Genomic DNA, 21,581 nt, shown 5'->3' on the forward strand with positions numbered 1-21,581 from the left:
ATCGGTGTGCTGGGCTTCGCCGGGGGTGGTGGGTAGGCTGGTCCAGGGGACGCCCCCCTGGGAGGGCGGGGGTGCGCCTGGGGCGGTCAATGTGGAGTTTGCCCCGGCTGGACCCCGGGTGAGTTGGGTGGACGTGTTCCTGGCGGGGGCGCCACGCCGCGGTTCCCGGCATCCGCCGTTCTGCTCGCGGTGATCAAAGCCCGTCTCCTGACCGCCACCGACCGGCGCACGGGCTGCGCCGGCTCACCGAGTCTCCTGGCCCTGATCAGCGCGTCACCCGTCTCCGGTCTCGATCCCCCGGTCCCGGTCCCCCGCGCGGCGGTCACCGGTCCCCGGGCGGCGGTCACCGGTCCCCGGGCGGCGGTCACCGGTCCCCGTCACCGGGCGGCGGCGCGGCGGTAGGCGGCGATGGTGGTCTCGGCGCAGCGCAGCCAGGTGAACTCGGCGGCGTGCGAGCGGCGCGCGGCCTTGTCCTGGAAGGACGGCTCGGTCTCCACGCCCCGCACCAGCGCGGCGGACAACGCGTCCACGTCCCCGACCGGAACGTGGATGGCGTGGCCGCCGGCCACCTCGCGCAGCGCGGGCACGTCCGAGCACACCACGGTCACGTGGCAGGCCAGCGCCTCCAGCACGGGCAGGCCGAACCCCTCGTCGCGGGACGGCAGCACCAGCGCGGCGGCCCCGGCCACCACGCTGCGCAGGTCCACATCGGACAGGTAGCCGGTGCGCAGCACCCGCTCGTCCCGGCTGGGCTGGCCCGGGCCGACCAGCACCAGCGGCGGCAGCTCCGGCGCTGCCGCGTGCGCGCGCAGCAGGTTCGGCAGGCCCTTGCGCGGGCCGTTGTCCCCCACGTACAGCAGGTACTCGTGGGGCAGGCCCAGCCGGCGGCGCAGCGGCTCGGCGGGCGGGCGCGCCGCGAACCACGCCGGGTCGACGCCGAGCGGGGTCACCACCACCCGGTCCTCGGGCACGCCGAGCCGGTCGACCACCACGTCGGCCACGGCCCTGGTGGGTGTGCACACCACCGCGGCCCGCTTGGCCGAGCGGCGCACCAGCGCGGGCAGTTCCCGCTCCTGCGCGGGCAACTCGTCCGGGGCGTCCAAGAAGGCCAGGTCGTGCACGGTCACCACGCCACCGGCCCGGAGTGCCGGCGGCAGCACGAAGTTGGTGGCGTGCACCACATCGGCCAGCCCGGCCAGGAACTCCACCGGTGGGAACGCCGCGCGCAGCCAGCAGCGGCGCAGCAGCCGGGCCGACGCGGGCAGGCCCCGGGCGCGCACCTCGTGCGGCAGCACAGACCGCAGTTCCCGCCAGCCGCGGATGGTGAACGCCACCGCGCGCACGTCCACCTCGGGGGTGGACGCCAGTTCCTCGGCCAGCGCCGCGGTGTAGCGGCCGATGCCGGTGCGGTGTCCCAGCAGCGGGGTGCCGTCCAGCAGCACCCGCAGTCGCCGGCTAGCCACGGGAGCCCCGGCGCAGCTTCTCCCCGGCCACCCGGCGCAGCCGCCCAGCCGCCCGTCTGGCCAGCTCGGTGGGGCCGCCCGCGTCCAGGTACTCCTTGATCAGCCCGAGGTCGCGGCGCACCAGGCCGGCCGTGGACAGCGGCGCGTTGCGCACCAGCGGCGCGGAACCCGGCAACCGGTCCGCCGCCGGCCGGGGGTCGCGGCAGAACTCGACCAGCGGGCTGAGCACCGTCTCCCAGGTGAACCGCTCGCGCACCACGGCGATGCGGTCCCGGCAGGCCGCGGCGAACGCCGTGTCGTAGAGAACCCGGCCCAGGGCGGCGGCCAGCGCGTCCGGGTCCTCCGGCGGCACCACCACGCCCAGTTCCTCGCGGCGCACCAGGTCGGCGAACGAGTCACCGTCGGTGGTGACGATGGGCAGCCCGGCCCACAGGTAGTCGAGCACCCGGGTGCGGAACGCGAACGTGGTCTCCACGTGCTCGAAGTGCGTTGTCACCCCGCAGTCCGCGTCCAGCAGCCAGTTCTGCCGCTCGGTGTAGGGCACCCAGGTCTCGTTGAAGAACACGTGCCGGTCGACCAGGTCGAGCCGCTGCGCCAGCGACCGGGTCTGGCCGGCGATGTCCATGTCCGGCACTTCCGGGTTGGGGTGGCGCATGCCGAGGAACACCAGGCGCAGGTCGTCGTGGTCGACGCGGAGCCGGTCCACCGCGCGGATCAGGGTCAGCGGATCGAACCAGCTGTACACGCCACCCGCCCAGAGCACCACCCGGTCGTGCTCGCCCACGCCCGGCAGGGTGGCGCGCAGGCCCGGCCCGGTGCGCTGCGGCGGCTTGCCGGGCAGGCCGAACGGGACCACGCTGAGCAGCGACCGCACGGTCGGGTCCGCGTCGTACACCGACGGGGTGAGCCGGCCGAGCGACGCCAGGTGCCCCAGCCAGAAGTGGCGCTGCCGCTCGGACGCGCACAGGAAGAAGTCGCCCCGGCGCAGCTGGGTGTTGAGCACCCGGGTGACCCCGGCCAGGTCCAGTTCACGCTGCTCGTCGGTGTCGTCCTTGCCCTGCTCCAACAGCTCCAGGTGCATGGGGTCGTACACGTCGCACACCACGATCTTGGTGGAGCTGGTGCTCTTCAGCGACGGCACCATCTCCAGCACGTGGCCCTGCAACACCACCACGTCGGCCCAGTCCACGTGCGCGGGCAGCTCCCTCGGCCTGGCCTGGGCCACGGCGAAGCCGGCCTCGGGCGGGTCGCAGCGCGGGTTCACCGTGACCAGCCGCACCTCGTGCTCACCGGACAGCACGTCCGCCATGTTCCAGGCGCGGATCGCCGGACCGGCCATCCGCGGCGAGATCGCGTCACCGGTGATCACCAGCACGCGGCGGGGCCGGCCGAACGTGCCGTCCAGGCCGAACGCGTCCACCAGGATGTCGTGCGCGGCCAGGTAGCGGGGCAGCGGATAGGCCGGCTCCAGCGCCTTGCGCATCAACGGCACCAGGTCGGCGTCGGTGCGCCGGCGGGCCGCCTGCTCGACCGCGCGCGCCGCGGTCAGCTCGGGCAGCAGCTCCACGAACTGGTCGATGGCCAGGAACCCGGCCAGCGCGGTGCGGGCGATGGTCACGTCACCGGTGTCGCCGGCCGGGTCGGCCGGCCGGCGGGTGATCTCCAGCTGGGTGGGGTCGATGTCGCCGCGCGCGGTGGCCCGGCGCACGGCCAGGGCCAGGGCGGCCGGCAGCACCCGGCCCAGGTTGTCGTCGGAGAGGTTCTTGTAGAGCGCGGCCAGGGCGTTGCGCTCCAACAGGTACAGCTCGCGGCTGTTGTCCGCGCCGTCCACCTTGGCCATGGACGCGTGGTGGCGGTGGTAGGTCAGCGAGGTCGGCTCGTAGCGCACCCGCCAGCCGCGCAGGTTCAGCCGCCAGCCCAGGTCCACGTCCTCGTAGAACATGAAGAAGCGGTCGTCGAAGCCGCCCACCTCGCGGTAGACCTCGGCCCGCACGAACAGCGCCGAGCCGGTGCCGAACAGCACGTCGCGCGGGGTGTCGTGGCTGCCGTCGTCCACGCTGCCCGCGTGCCGCTTGTAGCCCATGCCGAACCAGGTCAGCCCGCCGTCGACGAAGTCGACCACCCGGCCGTCCCAGTCGAGCACCTTGCTGGCCACGGCCGCGACCGTGGGCTCGGCGCGCAGCACCCGCACGGCGGCCGACACCCAGTCCCGGTGCGGGCGGGCGTCGTTGTTGAGGAAGGCCAGCACCTCGCCGGTGGCGTGGCGCACCCCCAGGTTGCAGCCGCCGGCGAAGCCCAGGTTGGTGTCGGACTCGATCACCTCGACCTGGTCGACGGCCTGCCTGATCCGCTCGGCGCTGCCGTCACCCGAGGCGTTGTCCACGCAGATGACCTGCAGTTTCTCCGCTGGGTAGGCCAGTTGTTCGCGGATGGCCCGCAGGCAGGTCACGGTGTCGTCGGCACCGCGGTAGTTCACCACGATGACCGACACCCTTGGCAACGCCGCACCCTCCGGCACTGCGGCCTCCTCTCGCCCGGTTCGTTTGCGTGCCTAAGCCTGCCCGATGCGTGTCGTGCGACCACGCCGACGGGGGCAGGTAACCGTCCGAAGCGGGTACGGCAGCACAATCCTCCCAGGTTGACCCTTTCGGAGGGAACCTGAGCTACCCATTGTGACGTCTGACCGGACGAACGACACGGAGGCGAAGACATGCAGCCAGGCCGTCATGACGGACTGAACCCCGACGCCATCGTGCGTCATTTGCAGGAGCAAGCCGACGACCTGATGCGTCGCTCGCAGCAGATGCAGGAGGAGATCGCACAGGCCAGCGCCACGGTCACGTCCCAGGACGGGGCGGTCACCGTCACGGTCGCGCCCAACGGCGCCGTGCAGAACATCGCGTTCTCGCCGAGGGCCACCGGTCTGTCCCACGTGGCCCTGGGCCAGGTGGTGATGAGCACGCTGCGGACCGCCCAGCAGCAGGTGGCGAACAAGATCGCCACCGCCATCGAGCCCCAGCTCGGCGGCACCGAGGCCATGGACTTCCTGCGCAGCTTCATGCCCAGCCCGGACGAGCAGCAGCCGGGTCAGCCCGGACCGGCTGGCCAGCCGGGTCAACCGGGTCAACCGGGTCAGTTCGGCCAGCCAGGACAGCCGGGTCAGCCGGGGCGGCCCGGGCAGGCGGGCCAGCCGGGGTGGCAGTCCAACACCGCGCGCCGACCCGCCCCCCGGCCAGGCGATGACGACGACGAGGGCTTCGGCTCGGTCCTGCACTGACCGGGCCCGGGGCCGACGGGCCCGACAGGGGGGTGGCCCGCGCCCGCGGGCCGGCAGCACATGCAGCACGCTGGGGGAGCACAAGAAGAGGTGAACTGTGGGGTTCGACGTAGTTCCCGACGAGCTGCGGACCTTCGCGTCCGGGCTCAAGGACCGGGGTGGCCAGGTCGGTGAGGTGGCCACCGCCGCCGACGGGGTGAGTCTGGGGGTCGACACCTTCGGGGTGATCGGCCAGATCTTCGTGGGCAGCGCCAAACAGGCCGCGGGCGAGGCGGCCGCCGGGCTCAAGGCGCTGTCCGAAACCCTCGCCGACGACGGCGACAACACCAACGCCACCGCCGACACCTACGCCGACACCGACGACGGCAACGCGAGCGGACTGGGAGGCAAGGCCTGATGGGCGACGACAACGGCGTGCTGCGCAGCATGGAGGGGGCCGACGCCTACGCGGGCGCCGGCCCGGCCGACACGATCGCGCAGACCGTGGACTCGATCAAGAACTTCGACGACCCCAGCGACGCGCTCGAAGTCGGCATGAACGTCGCGGCCACCGGCATCGACATCCTGGGCACGGTCGTCGACCCGCTGGGCACGCTGGCCTCGTCCGCGGTCGGCTGGCTGATCGAGCACGTGTCGTTCCTGCGGGAGCCGTTCGACCTGCTCGCCGGCAACCCGGACGACATCAAGGCCGCCGTGGCCACGTTCAACGACTGCGCCGACAAGCTCAACCAGATCTCCACCGCGCAGACCGAGGCGCTCAGCTCCCAGGTGCAGAACTGGCCCAAGGACGTGTCCGCGGCCTCGGCCGCCTTCCACGAGAAGATGACCTTCCGCGCCGAGCAGCTCAAGGGCGCGAGCATGGCCTGCATCGGGGTGGCCGAGTCCATCGCGCACGCGGGCACCTGGACGGGCGTGGTCCGGGGCCTGATCCGGGACCTCATCGCCACGTTCGTCGGTGAGGTGATCCGCAACGCCCTCATCGCGCTGGCCTCGTCGTGGTTCACCCTGGGCGGGTCGGTCGCCGCGTTCACCGCGTGGGCGGTCGGCCGGGGCGCCATGGTGCTCAGCAAGTGCACCGCCAAGATCGCCAAGCTGCTGGAGGCGCTGTCCCGGCTGGGCCACCGGGTCAAGGGGCTGGCCAACGACATCGGCGACCTGCTCAAGCGGATGACCGGCGGCACACCCACCCCGCGCACGGCCGGGCCGAGCCTGCCCAACGCGCTGGACCGGGGCGCGCAGAACATGCGCAACGCCACCACCAACCTGGAGAACTTCGCCAACGCCAGGGCGGACAAGCTCAGCGAGGCCGGCACCAAGCTGCGGCAGGCTGGCAACGAGTTCCGCACCGGGTGGAACAACGCCGGCAACACCGTGGACAACATGGACCGGGGCTGGGAGACCTGGCGCAACGCCAACCTGCCCGGCCCGCTCAACCGCGCGGCCGACTGGGCGGACAACAACATCTCCCCGGGCTACGGCATCACCGGGCGCAACCCCGGCGCGAACTTCTCGCACCCGGAGCTGGGGGGCGTGGGCGGCAAGACCGCCGCCGACCTGGCGCGGGAGTACAACAAGTACGACGACCTGTCCAGCGAGGTGCCGGACGGCGGGTCGCAGCAGGCCCAGGACGCGCAGAAGGAGCGGGTCGGCAAGCTGAGCGACCAGAAGGACCAGTGGGACAAGGAGCACAGCGGCCGGCCCAGCAACTGGTGGAGCCAGTCCGGCACGCTCTGACGCCGAACACCACACCGTGGCAGCGGGCCACGGCCGGCGGAGTCAGCACCGGCGCCGCAGGCCGTGGCCCGCGCCGACGCGACCACCGCCGAACCACGCCCACCAGCCAGCCCCGACCCAGGCGGCCCAGCCACGCGTAGAACGCCTGGGGAAGCAGCTGATCAAGCCGGGGCCCGGCGAAGCAGCTGATCGCGCCCGAATCCCAGCCCCCACCCTCCACCGGGGGGCGGCCCCTGGACAGCCTATCCGCGATCTGCCCCGTGGCCAGGGGTGCTGGCTGCGGTTGTGGACAACCCCGGCACCTGTGGACAACCCGCGACCTGATCGGGTGAACATCGGACCGGGGACGCCCTGTTGTGCTACCGGCTCCTCCGTGGCCGGCTCGGCGCTCGGTCGGCAGCCCGCGAGCCCGCGCTGAATCAGGGTGCCTCGGGTGGCCGGACGGACAGCCGGATGGCGTCGACCACCTGCACCCGGGCCGCGCCGCGCAGGCCGACCGCCGCCCGGACCTGGTCCACCTGGGCCGACTCGATCGCCTCGGGCAACTGGAGGAACAGGTGCCAGCGCCACCGCTCGCGCGGCACGGTCAGCGGCGGCTGGTCGTCCTCCACCCACCAGCGGCCCTCCAGCGGGGGCAGCGCGCCGCGCAGCAGCGGGCCGCCCACCGCGTACAGCGCCTGGATGGCGCCGCGGTGCTCGTCCTCGCCCGGCGCGCCGATCCCGGTCACGCCGAGGCCGCGCACCGTGCCGAACGCCACGAGTTCCGGGCTGTCCGCCGCCGAGTACCGATCGTTCACTCCGCTTCCTCGATTCTGATCATCACCTGGGTCACCAACTCGTCGGGGGCGCTCTGCCGGGGATCGGAGACGTAGACCTCGCGCAGTTCCCCGACCGGCGTGTGCCCGTGCTCGCCGAGCCAGGCGAGCAGGGCGTGCGTGGTCAACGCGCTCTGGTCGTAGGGGCCGACGTGGGTGGCCGTGGCGAACACGCCACCGGCCAGGACGTCACCGGGCAGGCCGGGCACGTCCTCGGCGGCCGGCGCGGCCACGGTCACGGCCACCTGCTCGCCGAGATCCAGCGGGAACAGGCCGACCAGCGGGCCGGTGGGCGGCTGGCCGGCCGCGGTCAGCGCGGCGACCAGCCGGGACACGCAGCCCGAGGTCAGCGTGCTGATGTCGGTGGTGGCGCCGGCGTCCCGGCTGACCGCCACCCGCCGCGGCTCCTCCCGCACCAGCCGCACCTCGGCGGTGGGCAGCCCCGAGGTGAGCACCCGGTCCAGTGTGGACAGCGCGCGGCGGCGCCGGGCCAGTTCGGCCTCCATACGGTCGCGCACCTCGCCGAGCACCGCGGCCACGTCCACGCCCGCCAACACCCTGCCGATCGCGGGCAACGGCACGTCCAGCGACCGCAGCAGCCCGATGGACAGCGCGTCGCGCGTCTGGTCCGCCCGGTAGTACCGGTACCCGGTGTGCGGGTCCACCCACGCCGGTCGCAGCAACCCGAGGTCGTCGTAGTGCCGCAGTTGCTTGACGCTCAGTCGACACAGCCGGCCGAACCGGCCGATGGGCATCAGTGCTTCGGTCACGCGGCCAAGCATGAACGCTCCCACGGTGGGAGAGTCCAGTGTGGAAACCGGTGCTGATCCGCGCGGGTCACCAGGCCGGGAAACCGCCCGCCTGTGACCTGTGTCACCGCACTTCACGCCGGGCTGGGCCGGTCCCGTCTTGTGCTCGTCAGTGAACGCGAGAAGGGACAGGGCAATGCACAGGATCGTGGTTCTCGGTGCGGGGTACGCGGGCATGACGGCGGCGGTGAGCCTGGCCGCGCGCACCAAGCGGCACGAGGACGTGCGGATCACGCTGGTCAACGCGACCGAGCGGTTCACCGAGCGGCTGCGGCTGCACCAGGTCGCGGCCGGACAGGATCTGGCTGAGCTGCGCATCCCCGACCTGCTGGCCGGCACCGGGGTGGAGCTGGTGTGCGGGTGGGTCACCGGCATCGACGCGGACGCCCGCACCGTCCGCGTGGACGACGAACGGGTGCTGGAGTACGACACCCTGGTCTACGCGCTGGGCTCGGTGGCGGACACGGCCGCCGTCCCCGGCGCCGACACCCACGCCTACGCCCTGGACAGCGCGCACGACGCCGAACTGCTGGCGCGGCGGCTGTCCGAACTGGACGGTGGCGCCGTCGCGGTGTGCGGCAGCGGGCTGACCGGGGTGGAGGCCGCTGCCGAGATCGCCGAGCAGTACCCCGGCCTCACCGTCGTGCTGCTCGGCCGGGAGGAACCGGGCGAGAACCTGACGCCCAGGGCCACCGCGCACCTGCGGTCCACACTGGACCGGCTCGGCGTGCGGGTGCGCGGCGGTGTCGAGATCACCAAGGTGCTGCCGGACTCGGTGGATCTGGCCGGCGGCGACAGCGTGCCGGCCGACGTGGTGCTCTGGGCCAGCGGGGTGCGGGTGTCACCGCTGGCAGCAGCGGCGGGGCTGGCCGTCGACGAGCGCGGACGCGTCGTCACCGACGCGGCGCTGCGCTCGGTGTCGCACCCGAACGTCTACGCCATCGGCGACGCCGCCGCGATCCGGCAGGGCTACGGCGTCATGCACGGCACCTGCCAGGGCGGCATGCCGACCGGCGTGCACGCTGCCGTGTCGATCGTGCGGGAGCTGCGCGGCAAGCAGCCCACCCGGTTCCGGTTCGGCTACCTGCACACCCCGGTGAGCCTGGGCCGCAACGACGCGGTGGTGCAGTTCACCCGACCCGACAACAGCCCGAAGCAGTTGTGCCTGACCGGTCGCCTGGCCGTCCGGTACAAGGAAGAGGTGAGCGCGGCGCCGTGGCCGTCGTTCGCCCGGATGCTCAAGCTCCCCGCGTCGGGCTCGTTCGCCTGGCGGCGTGGCGGCCGGTACACGCGATGACCAGGCACACTGACCAGGTGTTCGACGAGTACCGCAACCTGCTCTTCTCCGTGGCCTACCGGATCCTCGGCAGCGCGGCCGACGCCGAGGACGCCGTGCAGGACGCCTGGGTGAAGTGGTCCGCGGCCGACCGGTCCCAGGTCACCGACCCCAAGGCGTACCTGGTGCGGATCGTGTCGAACGTGGCCATGGACCGGTTGCGCTCGGCCCAGGCCCGGCGCGAGACCTACGTCGGGCCGTGGCTGCCCGAACCGATCCTCACCAGCACCGACACCGCCGACGACGCGACCGCAGCCGAGTCGGTGTCGGTGGCCCTGCTGGTGGTGCTCGAAGCGCTGAGCCCGCTGGAACGCGCGGTCTTCGTGCTCAAGGAGGCGTTCGGGTTCAGCTACGCCGAGATCGCCGACGCGGTGGAGCGCTCCGAGGACACCGTGCGCCAGGCCGCGGCCCGCGCGCGCCGCAACGTGCAGGCCAGGCGGCCCCGCTTCCACGCCGACCGGGCCAGACAGCGCCAGGTCACCGAGCGGTTCTTCGCCGCAGCCGGTGGCGGTGACATCAACACGCTGATGCAACTGCTCGCCCCGGACGTGACACTGTGGACGGACGGCGGTGGCAAGGTGCGCCAGGCCATGCACCCGGTGGTCGGCGCCGAGCGGGTGGCCGCCTGGTTCGCCGCCATCGGCACCCGGTCCTACCAGGGCATCGAGCCCGGGGACATGGGCGTCGAGGTCATTGAACTCAACGGTGGCGCCGGCATTGTCTGCTACGAGATGACAGCCAGGGAGCAGCGCGGCGAGCACAGCGAGCGAGGAGCGGACCGAGCGCGGAACCGAGCAATCCAACCCAGCACGGCCGGCCGGGTGATCGCCACGCTCACCCTCGACCTGGACGACGCCGGCCGGATCGTCACCATCCACAACGTGGCCAACCCGGACAAGCTGCACGCCGTGGCCAGCCGCACCACCCTCCACATCGGACCCGACCACCGGCCCGCCGCCCGCGCGACCGGGTCCGAAGTGAACGGAGTGGACGGAGTGGACGAAGTGGACGGAGTCGACTAGGTGGACCGGGGTGCCGCGCTAACCGGTGGCGCGGTTGTGCCGTCGGCGGGCGAGGACGACGGCGGTGGCGAGCAGCACGGCGGTGATCGCACCGGACACGGCGGCCACCGGGGCCTCCAGCCGGGCGCGGGCCTCGGCCTCGGCCACGAAGATCGGCGCGAACAGGCCACGCGCGTCACGCAGCACCGTGTAGTCGCCGGGAGCGTGTTCGCCGCCGTACACGGTCTCGCTGTTCCCGGCGCAGTCCAATCGGTAGATCTCGGTGTAGCCGCGCACCGCCTCTTCCGTGCCGGTCAGCGTGCACGCCACGGGCTGGCCGACCGCGCGCAACACCACGGCCTGCGCGGCCTGGGTGCCGAAGATCGCCAGCATGGCGGCGGCCAGGAAGGTGGCGGCGCCCAGCCAGAAGGCCCTGGCCAACTCGCCGACACCGGTGCCGATGGCGATCGCGCCGATCAGCGCCACCACCAGGGCGGCGACCGAGTCGAAGCTGCCCCACCGCGGCGGCAGCAGTTCGACCACCAGCGACAACAGCAACAGCACCACGCCGATGCCCAGGCTGCGCAGGCTCGACCGGCGCGTCGCCCGCCTGGGCCGACGGCGACCAGGGCCGAACCCGCCCCGGTCGGCCCAGCCGCCCCCGGCGGGCCCGTCCGGACCACCACCGGTGGCGGTCAGCGCGGGATTCCCCGGCCCGGCGCCCGTCACCTCGGGGCCGGCCACCCCTCCCGGCACGACAGCCGGTTCGGGGCCGGGCTCGCCGGCCGCCGGCAGCGGGCGGGCCAGTGACCGACCGTTGCCCACCGTGGCCAACCCGACCAGCGCCAACACCACACCGACCAGGATCTGCCGGTTCGGCCCGGCCAGGTAGGCGATGCCGGTGACCAGCAGGGCCAACCCGAGCACCGCCAGCACCGCGCCACCCCGCCGAGCCGGGGCCGCACCCGGTGACCGGCGGCGGGCAGCCACCGCGGACCAGCCGAACACCAGGCCCAGCCCGGCCAGGATCACCCCGGCCACCCGCCAGCCCAGCAGCGGCAGCACACAGACCAGGCCGAGCAGGGCACAGGTCACGCCCACCCACAGCGCGGACTGGTAGTCGGCGACCCCGTCACCACCACCACCCCCGCTCCCGCTCCCGTCCGGCCGTGCCGAGGAAGCTGCGTTGTTCTGGCTCTCACCTGGCTGCGCCAGGTGATCTGTGTTGTTGGGGCTCTCACCTGGCTGCGCCAGGTGATCCGCGTTGTTCTGGCTCTCCCCGCGCTGCGCGCGGTGATCCGCTGCTCCGGTCATGTCCTCACCTGCCCGCCCACTCGCGCCACACCGCGGTCCGCGCGCGCTGGCCGGCGGCGCTGATCCGGCCGCGCTGGGCCAACGCGGCCGGTAGCCGACCGGCCACCTCGCCGAGCACCCGAAGCCGCAGGCCCACCTGGAAGTTCGCCGCCCGGGGCACCGCGCCCGCGGTGGCCCCCGACCGCAACCGACGCACCGGCAGCAACGCGGTGATCACCGCGAACCGGGCGAGTTCGCGCAGCGCCACCCCGGCCGGCGCGCAGCGCAGCAGCATCACCAGCCGGTTGCGCTCGTTCCACCGGTGGAACAGCGGCGAGCCCGGGTTGCTGCTGGCCCCGTGCTGGTGGCGGACCCGCGCCGAGGGCACGGTCACCACCTGCCAGCCGGCCAGCCGCAGCCGCCACGCCGTGTCGGTGTCCTCGTAGTAGCAGAAGAACTCGGCGGGCACCCCGCCCACCGCGGCCAGCACGTCGGTGCGCAGCAGCGCGGCGCCACCGCAGAAGCCGAACACCCCGTCCGCGCCGTCGGCCAGTTCGGTCAGGTCGGCGCCGTGGCCGTCGGCGGTCAGCCGCACCCCCACCGACTGGGGCGTGCCGTCCGGGCGCAGCAGCCAGGAGGTGGCGGCGGCCGCGTCGGTGCGCGCGGCCAGCGCGTCCTCCAGCGCGGCCAGCCAGCCCGGCTCGGGCGCGGCGTCGTCGTTGAGCCAGGCCACCAGCGGTGTGCTCATCCTGGGCAGCACCGCGGCCAACCCGCCGGCGTACCCGGCGTTGCGCGGCAACCGGACCACCTCGGGCGCACTGGGGTGGCGCGCCAGCAACTCGGCTGTGCCGTCGTCGGAGGCGTTGTCCACCACCACTGTCCGATGCGGACGGTCCTGGGCGGCCACGGCGTCCAGGCAGGCGGTGATGTGGTCCCGGCCACGCCAGGTGACCACGACGACGGTGCTGCGGGGCGAACCGGACCGAGAACCGGATCGGGAACCGGACGGAGAACCGGACGCAACGGCGGAATCGGATGAGTCGGCGGTGCCTGACACGGCGCTGACGGTACGCCACGCCCCGAACCGGCCGCGCCGACACCGGGCCAGCCGAGCCAACGCGACAACCCGGCCGGGCCCACGGAGACCATCGCCAGGGGACCACCGCCCCGGGCCGACGCCGGGACGGGCCGCACGCGCCGGCATGGCACGCTTGAACCGTGCCTGAGCTCGTCGTGCTGACCGAGCAGTTGCTCGCCCCCGTCCCCGGCGGCACCGGCCGGTACACCAGGGAACTGGCTGCCGCGCTCGCCGCGACCGCGCCCGAGGGCTGGACCGTGACCGGGGTGGTGAGCAGGCACGGCGACCCCAGTGCGGCGGTCATCCCCGGGGTGGCCGGCCCCCGGGTGCTGCCGCTGCCGCGCAGCGCGCTGATCGCCGCGTGGGAGCGCGGCGTGCCGCTGTGGCCGGGCGGCGACGCCGTGCACGCGCCAACACCGCTGGCCCCGCCCGTGGCCAAGCGCGGGCGCAGCCTGGTGGTCACCGTGCACGACACCGTGCCGTGGACGCACCCGGACACGCTCACCCCGCGTGGCGCCAACTGGCACCGCAAGGTGATCGCCAGGGCCAGGGCGCGCGCCAACGCCATCGTGGTGCCCACCGCGGTGGTCGCCGCCGAACTCGACCAGCACGCGCCCGGCCCAGCCCCGGTCACGGTGATCGGCCACGGCGTGCCCGCCGCGCTGGCCAGCCCACCCGACCCGGTCACCGCGACGGTGATCACCGAGCGGCTGCGCCTGCCCGAGCACTACGTGCTGGCCGTGGGCACGGTCGAGCCGCGCAAGGGACTGGACCTGCTGGTCACGGCCATGGCGCAGGCGCAGGCGCCGAACCTGCCGCTGGTGGTGGCCGGGCCGGCCGGGTGGGGCGGGCTCGACCTGGCCGAACTGGCCGACCAGGCCGGGCTGGCCCGCGACCGGCTGCGCGTGCTGGGCCGGGTCAGCGACACCGAACTGGCCGTGGTGCTGCACCGCGCCACCGTGCTGGCCGCGCCCAGCCGCTCCGAGGGGTTCGGGCTGCCCGTGCTGGAAGCCATGGCCGCCGGTGTGCCCGTGGTGCACTCCGACGCGCCCGCGCTGGTCGAGGTGGCCGGCGGCACCGGCACGCTGGTGCCCACCCGCGAGCCGATCGCCCTGGCCAGGGCGTTGCGCGAGGTGGTGGACGCGCGCGGCGACCACGGGGCGGCCGGCCGGCGGCTGGCCGAGTCGATCACCGCGGCACGCCGGCGCGCCGCTGGTTTCACCTGGACCCGCGCGGCCGAGGCGCTGTGGCGACTGCATGTCGATCTGCACCGATCGGCGCGCGCCGAGTTACGGTAACGCGTACGTTCCCTGGTTTGGGCCCGACCTCGTTCCCGGCGGTCGTACCCTGCTCTGCGTGTTCCACGCCGATCCCCGTGTGCTGATTGACGCCACCGCCGTTCCCGCCGACCGCGGCGGGGTAGGACGGTATGTGGACGCCCTGGTCGCCGCCCTGGACGCGGACGGGGCGCGGATCAGCGTGGTCTGCCAGCCCCGCGACGCCGCCCTCTACACCCGGCTGGCGCCGCACTCGCGCGTGGTGCCGGCCGCGGAGACGGTGGCCACCAGGACCGCCCGGCTGACCTGGGAACAGGCCACCCTGCCCCGGCTGGCCCGGCGGCTGGCCGTGGACGTGGTGCACTCCCCGCACTACACCAGCCCGCTGGCCAACCCGGCCGCGTCCGTGGTCACCCTGCACGACGCCACCTTCTTCACCGACGCGGTGCTGCACTCCTCGGTCAAGGCCCGGTTCTTCCGCACCTGGACGCGGGTGTCGCTGCGCCGGGCCGAGCTGTGCGTGGTGCCCAGCCAGGCCACGGCCGACGAGCTGGTCCGGGTGGCCGGCGCCGACCGCAGGACGCTGCACGTGGTGCAGCACGGCGTGGACACCGAGCGGTTCCACCCGTCGGCGCCCGAGGAGGTCAACGCCGTCCGCGAGGCGCTCGGCCTGGCACCGCACACCCCGTACGTGGCGTTCCTGGGCGCGTTGGAGCCGAGGAAGAACGTGCCCGCGCTGATCCGCGGCTTCGCCCAGGCCTGTCAGCAGCTGAGCGGGGAGCGGCCGGCGCTGGTGCTGGCCGGCCAGCCCGGCTGGGACAGCCAGGTGGAGCGCGCGCTGGACGCGGTGCCGCACCACATCCGGGTGATCCGCGCCGGCTACCTGCCGTTCGAGCAGCTCGCCGGGTTCCTCGGCGGCGCCGTGGTGGTGGCCTACCCGAGCCTGGGGGAGGGGTTCGGCCTGCCCGTGCTGGAGGCCATGGCCTGCGGCGCGTGCGTGCTCACCACCCGGCGGCTCAGCCTGCCCGAGGTCGGCGGCGACGCCGTCGCCTACTGCGGGGTCGGCGCCGGTGACATCGCCGCCGCCCTGCTCGACCTGCTGGGCGACCCGGCGCGGCGCGCCGCCCTGGCCACGGCCGCGCAGCGGCGCGCCAAGGAGTTCTCCTGGGCGGTCAGCGCCACCGGCCACCGCGAGGCCTACGCCCGCGCCTGGGTGCTGCACCGCCGGGGCAACTGATCGCGGTACCCCGGCGGCTCACCACACCCTGCGGCGCAGCCGCCACCAGCCGAGCGCGAGCACGACCGCGCCGAGCGCCGCGAAGATGCCGCTCTCGATCGACTGGAACGCCCAGAACCGGCTGGCCGGTTGGTAGCTGGTGACCTCGGTGATCGGCCCGGTGCGCTGCGGGCAGTCCGCGGCAGCCCCGGCGGACAGACATCCCCAGGAGAACGCGACCGGGTTGCCGTCCTGGTCGCGGTAGCTGTTGGCCACCATCAGGACCTGGGCCCGGTCCACGTCGGTCTCCACGTGGTGGATTCGATCGCTGCCCTGTTCCACCACACCGGTGACGGCCTGCACGGGCTCGGCGTAGTGCGGGCGCACGCCAACGCCGACGCCCGCCAGCACCACCACGTACGCCACCACCGCGGCCACCATGGCTGGCAGGGTGCGCCGGGACAGCAGACCGGCGGTGGCACCGACGGCCAGGCCGAGCAAGGTGTAGGGCCCTAGCACCAGTCCCTGGATCTCGAAGACCATGTGTTGCATCCGGGCGAAGCCGGCCAGCTCGCTCACGGGGGCCAACGCCCAGGCCGCGACCAGGCCGAGCGCCAGCATCATGGCCACCACGGGTACGCCGCCGACCAGCAGTTTCGTCGCCCACCAGCGGGTGCGGCCGACCGACTGGGTGAGGCTGAGGATGTGGGTGTCCTGTTCGAGGTCGCGGGCGAACAGCGGGCCGCCGATGAACATGCCCACCAGCGCCGGCAGCGCGAGCAGCACCAGGCGGATGAGCTGGAGGTAGCCCCCGTACCGATCGTGGAAACCCGCGCAGGGCTGCTCCGTCACCGCGCAGCGGCTCAGGTAGTCGAGCATGTCGAAGCGGTGGTAGGTCATCACCGCGGCGATGGCGGCGAGCAGGCCGCCGGTGGTGAGCAGTGGGGTGCGGTGTTGCCGCCAGGCGACCCAGATCAACCCGGTTCACTTCCCTCGATGTCCGATGAGTGGATCAGAGCACCCGGCGGCGCAGCCGCCACCAGCCGAGCGCGAGCACGACCGCGCCGAGCACCGCGAAGATGCCGCTCTCGATCGACTGGAACGCCCAGAAGCGGATGCCTGGGTGGTAGCTGGTGACCTCGGTGATCGGCCCGGTGAGCTGTGGGCAGTCGGCCGCCACGACCTCGCCGAACAGGCACCGCATGGGCATGGTGACCTGGTTGCCGTGCTGGTCGAAGTAGTTCTCGGCCAGCCGCCAGGAGTCCTCGGGGATGTTCTCGTCGGAAGACGCACGACCGCTGCTGCCCGGTCCGTACGGCGTGGTGCCCTGGGGGATCACCGCGGTGGTGACGGTCTCCGGCGGCAGGTAGTGCTCCCGTTGCGCGCCGACGGCCACCAGCGCCACCACGTACAGCACGACGCTGAGCGCCATGGCGGCCAGGGTGCTGCGGAACAGCAGGCCGGCGCTGGCGCCGACGGTCAGGCCGAACAGGGTGTAGGCGCCGATCACCAGGCCCTGTGTCTCAAAGCTGGGGGTCCGCAGCCGGACACCCTGGATGACGTTCATCGGCTCCGCCGCCCAGATCGCGACCAGGCCGAGCGCCAGCATCATGACCACCACGGGTACGCCGCCGACCAGGAGTTTCGTCGCCCACCAGCGGGTGCGGCCGACCGACTGGGTGAGGCTGAGCACGTGGGTGCGCTGCTCGAAGTCGCGGGCGAACAGCGGGCCACCGGCGAACATGCCGACCAACGCCGGCAGCGCCAGCATGGCCAGCCGGAGGAACATCGTGTAGCCGCTGTAGCGGTCCCTGAATCCGTCCATCGCCGGGCCGGAGCAGTCGGCCTGCCCACCGCAGTTGGTGGCGAGGTAGGCGTTCGCGTCGAGCCGGAAGTACGTCATCACCCCGGCGGCGACCACCACCACGCCGAGCACGCTCAGCAGTAACAGGCGCTGCTGTCGCCAGGCCACCCAGCTCACGCGCTCACCGCCTCGGCAACGGCCTTCGCCTTGCCTGCCGACCGCAGATAGGCCTTGACCAGTTCCTCCAGGGTCGGTTCGTGCGCCACCCAACCCGGCCGGTCAACCGGTGCGGCGCCGCGCACCAGCACGGTGGCCTGCCGGCCGGTGCTGCGGGACTCCACCACGGACCCGGTCGGGAACAGGCCGGCGCTGTCCTCGCTCGGGCCGATCAGCAGCTGGTGCTCGGCCAGCAGGTCGTCCACGTCGCCGGACAGCCGCACCCCGCCGCCGGCCAGCACCAGCAGGTGGTCGCAGACGCCGTCCAGTTCGGCCAGCACGTGCGAGGACAGCAGCACGGTCATGCCGGTCTCGGCGACCTCGGCCATCAGGGTCTGCATGACCTCGTCGCGGGCCACCGGGTCCAGGTCGGCCAGTGGCTCGTCCAGCATCAGCAGTTCGGGACGCCGGCCCAGTGCCACGGCCAGCGCCACCCGGGTGCGCTGGCCCCCGGACAGCGTGTTGATCCGCGCCTGCGTGGGCACCCCGGCCTCGGCGATCAGGCGCTCGGCGTAGGCCTGGTCCCAGGTGGGGTTGAGCGCGCGGCCGGCGTGCAGTGTCTCGGCCACGGTGAACCGGCGGAACAGCGGCTTGTCCTGGGCGAGGAAGCCCAGCTTCGGGTGGGTGCCGGAGCGCACCGGCTGGTCACCGAAGATCCGGATGGTGCCGGTGGTGGGCGTGAGCAGGCCGGTGGCCAACGCCATCAGCGTGCTCTTGCCGGCCCCGTTCGGGCCGACCAGGGCGGCCACCCGCCCGGCGGGCAGCTCGAAGCCGCACCCGCGCAGCGCCCAGCCCCGTTTGTAGCGCTTGCCCAGCTCGGCCGCGGCCAGCGCGATGGTCGTGCTCAACCAGCTTCACCCCTCGGTGTGATCCCCGGTACCGAGGCGGTACCGGGTGTCCAGAACGGCCTTGAACAGCGCTTCCACGTCCTCGCGGTCCAGGCCGGCGGTCTGTGCGCGGCTCATCCAGGCGTCCAGCTCGCCGCGCAGCGGGCTGTCCTCGGCCGTGCCGGCACTGGCCAGGGACCGGCGCACGAACGTGCCCAGCCCCGGCCGGGGCTCGACCAGTCCCTCCCGCTCCAGCTCGCGATACGCCTTGAGCACGGTGTTGGGGTTGATCGCGGTGGCCGCCACCACCTCCTTGGCCGTGGGCAGCCGGTCACCGGGCTGGAGCAGACCCAGCCGCAGCGCCTGCTTGGTCTGCTGCACCAGTTGCAGGTAGGTGGCCACACCGGAACGCCGGTCGATCCGGAACTCGATCACCCAACACCCTTTCACTAATCAATTAGTGGAACCATGATGATGATCTGGCCGGGGTTTGCCAAATCACCTGGTCAACCGCGTGGGACCGGATACACGCGCAGGTCAGCGGGGTGGTGCTGGCCGCACCCTGCCGGGACCGGGCCGGTGGTTGACTCGGGCACAATGTCCAGCCGTGAGCGAACCAACACGGTACGGCGACGACTTGGCCGTGGTCACCGTCACCTACTCGCCCGGTGACACGCTCGACCGCTTCCTCGACACCCTGGACCGGGCCACCACCCGGCCGGTGCGGGTGGTGCTCGCGGACAACGGCTCGACCGACGGCGCGCCCGAGCGGGCCGCCGCCAAGCACGACAACGTCACCCTGGTGCCCACCGGCGGCAACCTCGGCTACGGCGGCGGCGCCAACCGGGGGGTGGCCGAACTGCCCGACGAGGTGGGCTGGGTGGTGATCGCCAACCCCGACCTGGAGTGGGGCGCCGGCTCGCTGGACGCGCTGCTGGCCGCGGCCGAGCGCTGGCCGCGCGGGGGCGCGTTCGGGCCGCTGATCCGGGAGCCCAGCGGCGAGGTCTACCCGTCGGCGCGGCTGCTGCCGTCACTGGGCCGGGGCATCGGCCACGCGGCACTGGGCAAGGTGTGGCCGGCCAACCCGTGGACCCGGGCCTACCGCCAGGAGGACGTGGCCACCAGCGAGCGCGCGGTCGGCTGGCTGTCCGGGTCCTGCCTGCTGCTGCGCCGCACCGCGTTCGACTCGGTGGACGGCTTCGACTCCAGCTACTTCATGTACTTCGAGGACGTGGACCTCGGCGACCGGCTGGGCCGGGCCGGCTGGCTCAACGTGTACGTGCCCGACGCCGAGGTCATGCACATCGGTGGCCACTCCACCGCCCAGGCGTCCCAGCGGATGCTCGCCGAACACCACCGCAGCGCCTACCACTACCTGGCCGACCGGCACCGCGGTCCACAGTGGATTCCGGTGCTGGCCGCGGTCAGGGCCGGGCTGAGCGTGCGGCTCAAGCTCAGCAGCAGGCGCTAGCGGGTGCTCACTGGCCGGGTGGCGCCTTGACGTCCCCGCTGAGCCGCTGCGTCACGGTCGACTGGGTGGGCGCCTCGCCGTTGAGCCGCTGGGCCAGGGTCGGCCGGTTGCTGGGCGGCTGCTGCTGGTAGGTCGGCACCGAGCCGGGGCCGAGCTTGGTCTCCGGCTCCGGCTGGTGCGCCGGGGGCTCCTGGGGGTGCCGCTGCTCACCCGGCTGGCCGGGCTGCGCCGGCCGGTGCTGCTGGCCGCCCTGCTGTTGACCGCCCTGCTGTTGCCCGCCCTGGTGCTGGCCGCGCTGCGGGTTGCCGGGCGCCTGCTGGCCACCCATCGGGTGATTCTGCGGAGCACCGCCCTGTTGGGGGGCGCCCTGGCGCTGGCCGCCCTGCTGCTGGTTCCCGGCTAAAGCCGCGCCCTGCTGCTGCGCCGGGTACTGCCCGCCCGGTGCCGGCGGCATGGGTGCCTGGCCGCGGGCGGTGGCCGAGGAGAGCACCATGGTCGAGTCCGGGTCGACCGCGCGCGGGTCAACGGCCTCCACCACGGTGCGGGGGATCTGCACGGTGTTGGCCACGTCCATCGGCGAGGTCGCGTTGTCGGGGGTGACCACGCTGCGGTTGCGCGCGCGGGCTCGGGCGAGCAGTGCGTCGGCCCGGTCGCGGGGGTCCATCCTGATGACCTCTCCTGCGTTGCCTGAAGCCGGCTGGCACGGCCGGCGTTTCTCCTGGCGGCACCGGCGGTCGCCGGCACCAATCTCACCCGTGCGGGTCCTGTGCCCCGCGCTTCTGTCAGAGTATTCCCTAGAAGGGGACACCGTAAGCCGAGGAGGGGAAACGGCATGTCGGCACATGATCTGCCGCCGCCGGGGGGCGACATCGAGCCATTGCGCGGCGTCGAGGCCGTCGTGCTGGTCGGGGGCAAGGGCACCCGGTTGCGGCCACTCACGCTGTCCGCGCCCAAGCCTATGCTGCCCACGGCGGGCGTGCCATTCCTCACGCACCTGCTGTCCCGGATCAGGGCGGCCGGCATCACCCACGTCGTGCTCGGCACCTCCTACAAGGCCGAGGTGTTCGAGGAGTACTTCGGTGACGGCGCCCGGCTCGGCCTGGACCTGGAGTACGTGGTCGAGGACCAGCCGCTGGACACCGCCGGCGCCATCCGCAACGTCGCCCACCTGCTGCGCGCCGACGACGTGATGGTGTTCAACGGCGACATCCTGTCCGGTGTGGACCTGCGCGCGGTGCTGGAGACCCACCGGGACAGCGCCGCGGACGTGACCCTGCACCTGGTCAAGGTGCCCGACCCGCGCCGGTTCGGCTGCGTGCCCACCGACGCCGACGGCCGGGTGACCGCGTTCCTGGAGAAGACCGAGAACCCGCCGACCGACCAGATCAACGCCGGCTGCTACGTGTTCCGCCGGTCGGTGATCGACCGCATCCCGGCCGGCCGGCCGGTGTCGGTGGAGCGGGAGACCTTCCCCGGGCTGCTCGCGGCCGGCGCCCGGTTGCAGGCGCACGTGGACTCCTCGTACTGGCTGGACCTGGGCACGCCCGGCGCGTTCGTGCAGGGCTCGGCCGACCTGGTGCGCGGGGTGGCCCCGTCGGCCGCGCTGCCCGGCGACCCCGGCGACGCGATCGTGCTGGCCGGTGCCCGTCCGCACGAGCGGGCGCTGCTCACCGGCGGCACCACCGTGGGCGCGGACTGCGTGGTCGGCGCGGGCGCCCGGGTGCACAGCGCGGTGCTCTTCGACGGCGCGGTCATCGGCGAGAACGCCGTGGTCGAGCGGACCGTGGTGGGCGCGGGCGCGCGCGTCGAGCCCGGCGCGGTGGTGCGCGACGCGGTGATCGGCGACGGCGCGGTCATCGGCGCCGGCTGCGAGCTGCTGGACGGGGTCCGGGTGTGGCCCGGCGTGACCCTGCCCCAGGGCGGCATCCGCTTCTCCACCGACGTCTGACCACCCGAGTGCTTTC

The 21,581-nt window shown here is 73.4% G+C and carries 19 protein-coding genes and 1 pseudogene; 9 read left to right on the forward strand and 11 right to left on the reverse strand.

Annotation, left to right across the window (positions count from 1 at the left end):
• Positions 1 to 377: 377 nt before the first annotated feature.
• Together LX83_RS34955 and LX83_RS34960 are read right to left on the reverse strand one after the other, a co-directional pair.
• Positions 378 to 1,463 carry a glycosyltransferase family 4 protein gene (locus tag LX83_RS34955; RefSeq protein ID WP_253779671.1) on the reverse strand — a complete coding sequence of 362 codons (1,086 nt, stop codon included), beginning with the start codon at positions 1,461 to 1,463 and terminating at the stop codon, positions 378 to 380.
• Positions 1,456 to 3,981, reverse strand: coding sequence for a glycosyltransferase (locus LX83_RS34960; RefSeq protein ID WP_253779673.1), 2,526 nt, complete (start codon positions 3,979 to 3,981; stop codon positions 1,456 to 1,458). The genes LX83_RS34955 and LX83_RS34960 overlap by 8 nt, the downstream gene beginning before the upstream one ends.
• A gap of 243 nt (positions 3,982 to 4,224) precedes the next feature.
• Between LX83_RS34960 and LX83_RS34965 the strand changes: the two genes are divergently transcribed.
• From LX83_RS34965 to LX83_RS34975, 3 genes are all read left to right on the forward strand, one after another.
• The gene (locus LX83_RS34965; protein ID WP_253779676.1) at positions 4,225 to 4,740 is read left to right on the forward strand and encodes a YbaB/EbfC family nucleoid-associated protein; all 516 of its coding nucleotides are present in this window, start codon (positions 4,225 to 4,227) and stop codon (positions 4,738 to 4,740) included.
• A gap of 97 nt (positions 4,741 to 4,837) precedes the next feature.
• Positions 4,838 to 5,137, forward strand: a complete 300-nt coding sequence (locus LX83_RS34970) for a type VII secretion target (protein ID WP_253779679.1) — start codon at positions 4,838 to 4,840, stop codon at positions 5,135 to 5,137.
• On the forward strand, positions 5,137 to 6,474 hold the full coding sequence (locus tag LX83_RS34975; protein WP_253779681.1) for a hypothetical protein: 1,338 nt from the start codon (positions 5,137 to 5,139) through the stop codon (positions 6,472 to 6,474). The genes LX83_RS34970 and LX83_RS34975 overlap by 1 nt, the downstream gene beginning before the upstream one ends.
• 419 nt (positions 6,475 to 6,893) lie before the next feature.
• Here LX83_RS34975 and LX83_RS34980 read toward each other — a convergent pair whose 3' ends face one another.
• Together LX83_RS34980 and LX83_RS34985 are read right to left on the reverse strand one after the other, a co-directional pair.
• Complete coding sequence (locus LX83_RS34980) at positions 6,894 to 7,271, reverse strand: hypothetical protein (RefSeq protein WP_253779683.1); 378 nt, start codon at positions 7,269 to 7,271, stop codon at positions 6,894 to 6,896.
• A complete protein-coding gene (locus LX83_RS34985) occupies positions 7,268 to 8,059 on the reverse strand; it encodes a MerR family transcriptional regulator (protein ID WP_253779684.1) in 792 nt (263 codons plus the stop codon). Before LX83_RS34985 ends, LX83_RS34980 begins: the two co-directional genes overlap by 4 nt.
• Before the next feature lie 175 nt (positions 8,060 to 8,234).
• Between LX83_RS34985 and LX83_RS34990 the strand changes: the two genes are divergently transcribed.
• Both LX83_RS34990 and sigJ read left to right on the forward strand, forming a co-directional pair.
• Complete coding sequence (locus tag LX83_RS34990) at positions 8,235 to 9,395, forward strand: NAD(P)/FAD-dependent oxidoreductase (protein ID WP_253779686.1); 1,161 nt, start codon at positions 8,235 to 8,237, stop codon at positions 9,393 to 9,395.
• Positions 9,392 to 10,456 carry an RNA polymerase sigma factor SigJ gene (sigJ, locus tag LX83_RS34995; protein WP_253779688.1) on the forward strand — a complete coding sequence of 355 codons (1,065 nt, stop codon included), beginning with the start codon at positions 9,392 to 9,394 and terminating at the stop codon, positions 10,454 to 10,456. Before LX83_RS34990 ends, sigJ begins: the two co-directional genes overlap by 4 nt.
• 18 nt (positions 10,457 to 10,474) lie before the next feature.
• Here the strand turns inward: sigJ and LX83_RS35000 are convergent, their stop codons facing one another.
• Together LX83_RS35000 and LX83_RS35005 are read right to left on the reverse strand one after the other, a co-directional pair.
• Positions 10,475 to 11,749: a hypothetical protein gene (locus LX83_RS35000; RefSeq protein WP_253779689.1), complete on the reverse strand. Its 1,275-nt coding sequence runs from the start codon at positions 11,747 to 11,749 to the stop codon at positions 10,475 to 10,477.
• A 4-nt stretch (positions 11,750 to 11,753) separates the two neighbouring features.
• Entirely contained in the window at positions 11,754 to 12,785 is a 1,032-nt protein-coding gene (locus tag LX83_RS35005; protein WP_308204116.1) for a glycosyltransferase family 2 protein, read from the reverse strand.
• A 161-nt stretch (positions 12,786 to 12,946) separates the two neighbouring features.
• Here LX83_RS35005 and LX83_RS35010 point away from each other — a divergent pair, with 161 nt between their 5' ends.
• Entirely contained in the window at positions 12,947 to 14,104 is a 1,158-nt protein-coding gene (locus tag LX83_RS35010; RefSeq protein ID WP_253779693.1) for a glycosyltransferase family 4 protein, read from the forward strand.
• Positions 14,105 to 14,183: 79 nt separating this feature from the next.
• On the forward strand, positions 14,184 to 15,320 hold the full coding sequence (locus tag LX83_RS35015; RefSeq protein WP_253779785.1) for a glycosyltransferase family 4 protein: 1,137 nt from the start codon (positions 14,184 to 14,186) through the stop codon (positions 15,318 to 15,320).
• An 18-nt stretch (positions 15,321 to 15,338) separates the two neighbouring features.
• On the opposite strand, the gene LX83_RS35020 is transcribed toward LX83_RS35015, so the two are convergent.
• The 4 genes and pseudogenes from LX83_RS35020 to LX83_RS35035 form a co-directional block, all read right to left on the reverse strand.
• The gene (locus LX83_RS35020) at positions 15,339 to 16,277 is read right to left on the reverse strand and encodes an ABC transporter permease (RefSeq protein ID WP_253779695.1); all 939 of its coding nucleotides are present in this window, start codon (positions 16,275 to 16,277) and stop codon (positions 15,339 to 15,341) included.
• A gap of 34 nt (positions 16,278 to 16,311) precedes the next feature.
• Complete coding sequence (locus tag LX83_RS35025; protein WP_253779697.1) at positions 16,312 to 17,280, reverse strand: ABC transporter permease; 969 nt, start codon at positions 17,278 to 17,280, stop codon at positions 16,312 to 16,314.
• A 401-nt stretch (positions 17,281 to 17,681) separates the two neighbouring features.
• Positions 17,682 to 18,167: pseudogene (locus tag LX83_RS38835) on the reverse strand (ATP-binding cassette domain-containing protein); the annotation flags it as partial.
• 6 nt (positions 18,168 to 18,173) lie between these two features.
• Positions 18,174 to 18,581, reverse strand: a complete 408-nt coding sequence (locus LX83_RS35035; protein ID WP_253779709.1) for a GntR family transcriptional regulator — start codon at positions 18,579 to 18,581, stop codon at positions 18,174 to 18,176.
• 172 nt (positions 18,582 to 18,753) lie between these two features.
• Between LX83_RS35035 and LX83_RS35040 the strand changes: the two genes are divergently transcribed.
• The gene (locus LX83_RS35040) at positions 18,754 to 19,617 is read left to right on the forward strand and encodes a glycosyltransferase family 2 protein (protein WP_253779712.1); all 864 of its coding nucleotides are present in this window, start codon (positions 18,754 to 18,756) and stop codon (positions 19,615 to 19,617) included.
• A gap of 7 nt (positions 19,618 to 19,624) precedes the next feature.
• On the opposite strand, the gene LX83_RS38840 is transcribed toward LX83_RS35040, so the two are convergent.
• Positions 19,625 to 20,281, reverse strand: coding sequence for a hypothetical protein (locus LX83_RS38840; protein WP_407649737.1), 657 nt, complete (start codon positions 20,279 to 20,281; stop codon positions 19,625 to 19,627).
• 168 nt (positions 20,282 to 20,449) lie between these two features.
• On the opposite strand from LX83_RS38840, the gene manB reads away from it, so the two are divergent.
• On the forward strand, positions 20,450 to 21,565 hold the full coding sequence (gene manB, locus LX83_RS35050; RefSeq protein ID WP_253779714.1) for a mannose-1-phosphate guanylyltransferase: 1,116 nt from the start codon (positions 20,450 to 20,452) through the stop codon (positions 21,563 to 21,565).
• Positions 21,566 to 21,581 lie beyond the last annotated feature (16 nt).

Origin of the sequence: Goodfellowiella coeruleoviolacea (genome assembly GCF_024171785.1) — a bacterium.
GTDB lineage: Bacteria > Actinomycetota > Actinomycetes > Mycobacteriales > Pseudonocardiaceae > Goodfellowiella > Goodfellowiella coeruleoviolacea.

Excerpts from the sequence above, each read along its gene's own strand:
- LX83_RS38840 (WP_407649737.1), bottom strand. The coding sequence starts at position 20,281 with ATGGACCCCCGCGACCGGGCCGACGCACTGCTCGCCCGAGCCCGCGCG.
- LX83_RS34975 (WP_253779681.1), top strand. The coding sequence starts at position 5,137 with ATGGGCGACGACAACGGCGTGCTGCGCAGCATGGAGGGGGCCGACGCC.
- LX83_RS35000 (WP_253779689.1), bottom strand. The coding sequence starts at position 11,749 with ATGACCGGAGCAGCGGATCACCGCGCGCAGCGCGGGGAGAGCCAGAAC.
- LX83_RS34990 (WP_253779686.1), top strand. The coding sequence starts at position 8,235 with ATGCACAGGATCGTGGTTCTCGGTGCGGGGTACGCGGGCATGACGGCG.
- manB (WP_253779714.1), top strand. The coding sequence starts at position 20,450 with ATGTCGGCACATGATCTGCCGCCGCCGGGGGGCGACATCGAGCCATTG.
- sigJ (WP_253779688.1), top strand. The coding sequence starts at position 9,392 with ATGACCAGGCACACTGACCAGGTGTTCGACGAGTACCGCAACCTGCTC.